Origin of the sequence: uncultured Oscillibacter sp., from assembly GCF_910587525.1 — a bacterium.
Classification (GTDB): Bacteria; Bacillota; Clostridia; order Oscillospirales; family Oscillospiraceae; genus Oscillibacter.
Genome location: NZ_CAJULS010000141.1, coordinates 1 through 5,706, shown reverse-complemented (window position 1 = coordinate 5,706; position 5,706 = coordinate 1). Strand labels below are relative to the sequence as shown.

Genomic DNA, 5,706 nt, shown 5'->3' with positions numbered 1-5,706 from the left:
GCGATGGCCTTCTCCTGGGCCGCCGGCGGGCAGTCCTCATAGCGCACGAAGTGGAAGGTGAAGCTGCCCCGGCTCTGGGTCATGGCCCGGAGGTCGATGGCATACGTACCCATCTCGCCCATGGGAACCTCGGCGGAGATCACCTGGTCGCCGCCGCCGGTAGGGTCCATGCCCATGACCCGGCCCCGGCGCTTGTTCAGATCGCCGATGACATCGCCCATGTAGCTGTCGGGCACCGTGACTTTCAGCTCGCCCACGGGTTCCAGCAGGACGGGGTTGGCCTCCGGCAGGGCGGCCTTGTAGGCCAGCTGGGCGGCAGTCTTGAAGGCGATTTCGGAGGAGTCCACCGGGTGGTAGGAGCCGTCGTACAGTACGGCTTTCAAGTTTACCACCGGGTAGCCCGCCAGGGGGCCGTGGAGGCAGGCCTCCCGGAGGCCTTTCTCAACGGCGGGGAAGTAGTTCTTGGGCACAGAGCCGCCGAAGACCTCCTCGGCAAACTCCATATCCTCCGTCTCGGGGTTGGGCTCAAAGCGGATCCACACGTCACCGAACTGGCCGCTGCCACCGGTCTGCTTCTTGTGGCGGCCCTGCTTCTGGACGGTTTTGCGGATCTTCTCCCGGTAGGGGACGCGGGTGGGCTGCAGCTCCGCCTCCACGTTGAAGCGGGTCTTCAGCTTGCTCACCAGCACGTCCACCTGCATGTCGCCGGCGCCGGAGAGGACCATCTGGTGGGTTTCGGCGTTATTGACCACGGAGAAGGAGGGGTCCTCCTCGTTCAGGCGGCCCAGGCCCTGGGCGATCTTGTCCTCCTGGCCCCGGGTTTTGGGCACGATGGCCACGGAGTAGCAGGGCTCGGCGAAGGGGATGGGCTTGAGGCTGACCACCTTGCGCTCGTCGCACAGCGTGTCGCCGGTCTTGATGTCCATCTTGGCGATGGCGCCGATATCGCCGCAGGTCAGCTCCTTGACCTCGCTGGTCTTCTTGCCCCGCATGGTGTACAGGCGGCCCAGCTTCACCTTCTCACCGGTGCGGGCGTTGACCATGGGCAGGTCCGGGGCGATGGAGCCGGAGAGGACCTTCACGAAGGAATACTTCCCGTACTGGTCGGAGACGGTCTTGAATACAAAGGCGGTGGGCACGCCGCCGGGAGAGACCACGAACTCCTCGCTCTCGCCGTCCGGTTTGGTGGCCTTGTGGTAGTTGCCTTCGGCAGGGTTGGGCAGCAGGTCCACGATGTTGTCCATGAGCATGAGACTGCCCAGGCAGCTGACGGCGGAGCCGCACAGCACGGGGAACAGGCTCAGGTCCCGCACGCCCTGGCGCAGGCCCTGGATCATCTCGGCGTAGGTGAAATCCTCGCCGCCGAAGAACTTCTCCATGAACTCCTCGCTGGTCTCGGCCACGGATTCCTTCAGGGCGTCGTTGAACTCAGTGACGACCTCCTCCTTGTCGGCGGGGAGCTCGGTCTCCGCCCGCTTGAGGTTCTGCATCTCATAGGCCCGCTTGTTCAAAACGTCGATGATGCCGGTGACCTTCTTGCCATCGTCCCAGATGGGCACCACGATGGGGGCAATCTTCTTGCCGAAGCGGTCCCGGAGGGATTCGAAGGTGGCGTTGTAGTCGCTGTTGTCCTCATCGGTCTTGGAGATATAGATGAAACGGGGCATGTTCCGCTCCTCGCAGTATTTCCACGCCTTCTCCAGGCCCACGGAGATCCCGTCCTTGGCGGAGCAGACGATGATAGCGGCGTCGGCGGCCCGCAGGGCCTCCATGACCTCGCCGGCGAAATCGAAGGCGCCGGGGGTGTCCAGCACGTTGATACGGCAGCCCTTGTACTCCAGCGGCGCCACCGAGGTGGACAGGGAGATCTGGCGCTTGGTCTCCTCGGGGTCGTAGTCGCAGACGGTGTTGCCGTCGGCGGCGCGGCCCATGCGGTCGATGGCGCCGGTCATGTAGAGCAGGCTCTCGGCCAAGGCGGTTTTGCCGCTGCCGCTGTGGCCCAGCAGGCAGACGTTGCGGATGTTCTGTACAGAATAGCTCATAGACGTTTCCACTCCTTATGTTTGTTGCTGTTCTCCCGGCCCCGCGCGGCGGCGCGGAGCCGCAGCAAGTTCCATCCGGCGAATGGCCGGGATAGCCTAATGTGTGAATTATACAACATTTCTGGCGGCAATACAACAAAAATTTTAGCACATTCCCCATTTTCCACGGGAGGGAGAAAAACGGAGCGGATTTTTGGCGGTCTTTTCCCCATTTCAGCGCCGTCTTTTCAGCAGAAGCCTCATATGCCCGTCTGCCGCAGGGAGCTTTGACAGGGCGAACGCATGAAAAACAAAAGGGATATACATGGAGAGTTGACAATCCGGGTCGGAATGGATACAATAGGAATTCAGTGAGAACCGCCCAGCGCGATACATTATAATATAATAGAGCAAAGGAATGGATACTATGGCACAGGATAAGAGACAAGTGGACGCCATCACCGCCCGGGATGTGGACTTCGCCCAGTGGTACACCGACGTCTGCAGGAAGGCCGAGCTCATCGACTATACCTCTGTCAAGGGCATGTTTATCTACCGCCCCTATGGCTACGCCATCTGGGAGAATATCCAGGCGGAGCTGGACCGGCGTTTTAAGGCCACGGGCCACGAGAACGTGTACCTCCCGGTACTGCTCCCTGAGTCCCTGCTCCAGAAGGAGAAGGACCATGTGGAGGGCTTTGCCCCGGAGTGCGCCTGGGTTACCGTGGGCGGAAGTGAAAAGCTGGAGGACCGCCTGGCTATTCGCCCTACCTCTGAGACGCTGTTCTGCGAGCACTACGCCAGCATCATTCACTCCTGGCGGGACCTGCCCAAGCTGTATAATCAGTGGTGCAGCGTACTGCGCTGGGAGAAGACCAGCCGCCCGTTTCTGCGTCACCGGGAGTTTTTGTGGCAGGAGGGCCACACCATGCACGCCACGGCGGAAGAGGCCCGGGAAGAGACCATGCGGATGCTGAATATCTACGCCGATTTCATGGAGAACTACCTGGCCATGCCGGTGATTCGGGGCCGCAAGACGGACAAGGAGAAGTTCAAGGGCGCCGAGGAGACCTACACCGTGGAATGCATGATGCATGACCGCAAGGCCCTCCAGGGCGGCACCAGCCACTATTTCGGCGATGGCTTCGCCAAGGCCTTTGACATTACTTTCACCGGAAAGGACAACCAGCTCCATCATCCCCATCAGACCAGCTGGGGCGTATCCACCCGGATGATCGGCGGCATTATCATGACCCACGGAGACGACAACGGCTTGGTTCTTCCCCCCCATGTGGCCCCCGTTCAGGCGGTGGTGATCCCTGTGGCCCAGCATAAGCCCGGCGTGCTGGACGCGGCGGCGGCTCTGCGAGACCGTCTGACGGCGGCGGGCCTGCGGGCGAAGATGGACGACAGCGACAACAGCCCCGGCTGGAAGTTTGCCGAGTACGAGATGAAGGGCGTGCCTCTGCGGGTGGAGATCGGCCCCAAGGACATGGAGAAGGAGCAGTGCGTTATTGCCCGCCGGGACACCGGGGAGAAGGTATTCGTCCCCCTGGGGGCACTGGAGGAGACGGTGAAAAAGCTGCTGGGTGCCGTCCATGACAATATGTACGCCCAGGCGGCGAAAAATCTTCGGGACAACACCTTTGACATCAGCTCTCCGGAGGAGGCCAAGGCCATTGCCGAGGGCAAGGGGGGATTCCTCCGGTCCAAGTGGTGTGGGGATTTGGCCTGCGAGATGGCCATGAAAGAGCAAGCCGGCGTTACCTCACGGTGCATGCCGCTGGCACAGAGCGGCACTGAGGGTGTTTGCCCGGTCTGTGGTAAAAAATGTACCACTGATATTTACTGGGGAGTCGCTTACTAAGCGGGGAATATGGGTGGAGAGGCGAGAGCCTCTCCGCTTTTTTTACTCTCAGCGAGGGGGAGTTTGTCTTCCTTCGGGAGACCCGCCTGCGGGCGGGGACGACGCACGGGCTTTGCCCGTGCTGGGAATGCACCAGCCATCAGCATGGCTGAACTCCACCCCGCCCGTCAGGGCGAAAGCAAGATCCCGCCCAGGCGGAAACCCAGGCGGGATCACTCGGGATATTTTTCATAAAAGTCCGAAAGCATGTCCGCAAGTGAGATATGCAACGCCCGACAGAGACAGGCGAGCTCATAGTCAGTAACAATGCGGCGATTCCGTTCAATTTTGCTGATCATTTGTTGATCGATGTTGACATTCATGGTTTGTAGTTTGGCGGCAAGCTGATTTTGAGTAAGCTTGCGTTTTTTGCGGTAATAACGCAATTTTTTGTAAATCACATTTTTATTATCATAGAAGATCACTTTGTTCATAGAATACCCTTTACGTTAAAATAACGTATTTTTCTTGACTTTATCATGGAAAGTCTGATAAAATACGTCGTGTTAGACAATAAAGGAGCTGCCGCAATGAATACAAAAGATTTTGGAGAGCAATGGATGCTGGATGGCACTTTAGAAGAAGAGGGAATGTATACCGCTTGGGAGGATATTATGAAAGATAGAGAGTTTTGTGCGAGTATCTTAGCAAAGGTATTGATCGACGCCGGGGTGGGCATCGTGATTGGCGGAACCGGTTCAGATGAGATCATCGAGCATATGGTGGAGACGGAGTGCTGTGAGGCCCTGCGCAAGATCAGAGAGATTCTGGACGACGATACGTTTACCGACGAGATGTGCTTTGGCTGTATTGACCAAATCGTTTCCCTCTATGAGGAGTTGGGCCCCGGGGCGGGAAGCCGCCACGATTTCGGCTGAATGTATCTTTCCCGAACTGCCAAAAAATTTTTTCAATTTTCATGAAAAACAGAGAAAATCCTCTTGACAATGGGAGGATTTTCTTTTATTATAGGTAGGTCCGCGCGGGAAGGCCGTATCTTGCCGCGCAGAATTGCGATGAACCGGGAGATTGCTCCGCCAGGAGGTAACTTTCGGGGAGTATGTCCGATAATCGGGCGGCTGAGAGGGATCTGTACGCTGCGTAGATCGCCGCGCCATGATCAGTGTACCGGCCGGAATTGCCCTGCGCCGGTATTTTTCATGAGCTGGAATGATACGCACGGTTAAGCGTATAGAAAATTTTCTCGCCGTAGGTCGTCGAGACTCAAGAAAAAACGACGTACGAAATCAGGAGGAATCAAAACCATGGCACAGAAAGAAATGATCCGCATCCGGCTGAAGGCCTATGACCACCAGGTGATCGACCAGAGCGCCGAGAAGATCGTCGAGACCGCCAAGCGCACCGGCGCCGAGGTCTCCGGCCCCATTCCGCTGCCCACCAAGAAGGAGATCATTACCATTCTTCGCTCCGTCCACAAGCACAAGGACAGCCGGGAGCAGTTTGAGCGCCGCACCCACAAGCGCCTCATCGACATCACCCGCTCCACCCCCAAAACTGTGGAGGCCCTGATGGCCCTGGAGCTGCCCGCCGGTGTGGACATTGAGATCAAACTGTAAGGCCGGTCTCATCCGCACACCTTAATTAAATTGTTGCTGTCCATGCCCGCCGACTTGCGAGGCGGGCGGGTCATGTCGGCAGAGCAATGCGGTTTGGGTTTCGGCCCCCGTATCTAAGCCGACCAATAACCTTTACAAGGAGGAACATACATGAAAGCGATCATCGGCAAAAAAGTGGGCATGTCCCAGATTTTTGACGAGA

At 58.3% G+C, this 5,706-nt stretch carries 5 protein-coding genes; 3 read left to right on the top strand and 2 right to left on the bottom strand.

What is annotated here, in order from left to right:
• The coding region (locus QZ326_RS10935) for an elongation factor G (protein ID WP_295745099.1) at window positions 1-2,042 on the bottom strand (2,042 nt) is incomplete at its 3' end.
• 406 nt (window positions 2,043-2,448) lie between these two features.
• Here QZ326_RS10935 and proS point away from each other — a divergent pair.
• Window positions 2,449-3,888, top strand: coding sequence for a proline--tRNA ligase (gene proS, locus QZ326_RS10930; protein WP_295745097.1), 1,440 nt, complete (start codon window positions 2,449-2,451; stop codon window positions 3,886-3,888).
• 212 nt (window positions 3,889-4,100) lie between these two features.
• Here proS and QZ326_RS10925 read toward each other — a convergent pair whose 3' ends face one another.
• Window positions 4,101-4,361 carry a helix-turn-helix domain-containing protein gene (locus QZ326_RS10925; RefSeq protein WP_295745095.1) on the bottom strand — a complete coding sequence of 87 codons (261 nt, stop codon included), beginning with the start codon at window positions 4,359-4,361 and terminating at the stop codon, window positions 4,101-4,103.
• Between the two features lie 180 nt (window positions 4,362-4,541).
• Here QZ326_RS10925 and QZ326_RS10920 point away from each other — a divergent pair, with 180 nt between their 5' ends.
• Window positions 4,542-4,805: a hypothetical protein gene (locus QZ326_RS10920; protein ID WP_295745093.1), complete on the top strand. Its 264-nt coding sequence runs from the start codon at window positions 4,542-4,544 to the stop codon at window positions 4,803-4,805.
• A 387-nt stretch (window positions 4,806-5,192) separates the two neighbouring features.
• Window positions 5,193-5,504 carry a 30S ribosomal protein S10 gene (gene rpsJ, locus QZ326_RS10915; RefSeq protein WP_016320990.1) on the top strand — a complete coding sequence of 104 codons (312 nt, stop codon included), beginning with the start codon at window positions 5,193-5,195 and terminating at the stop codon, window positions 5,502-5,504.
• The last annotated feature ends 202 nt before the right edge of the window (window positions 5,505-5,706 follow it).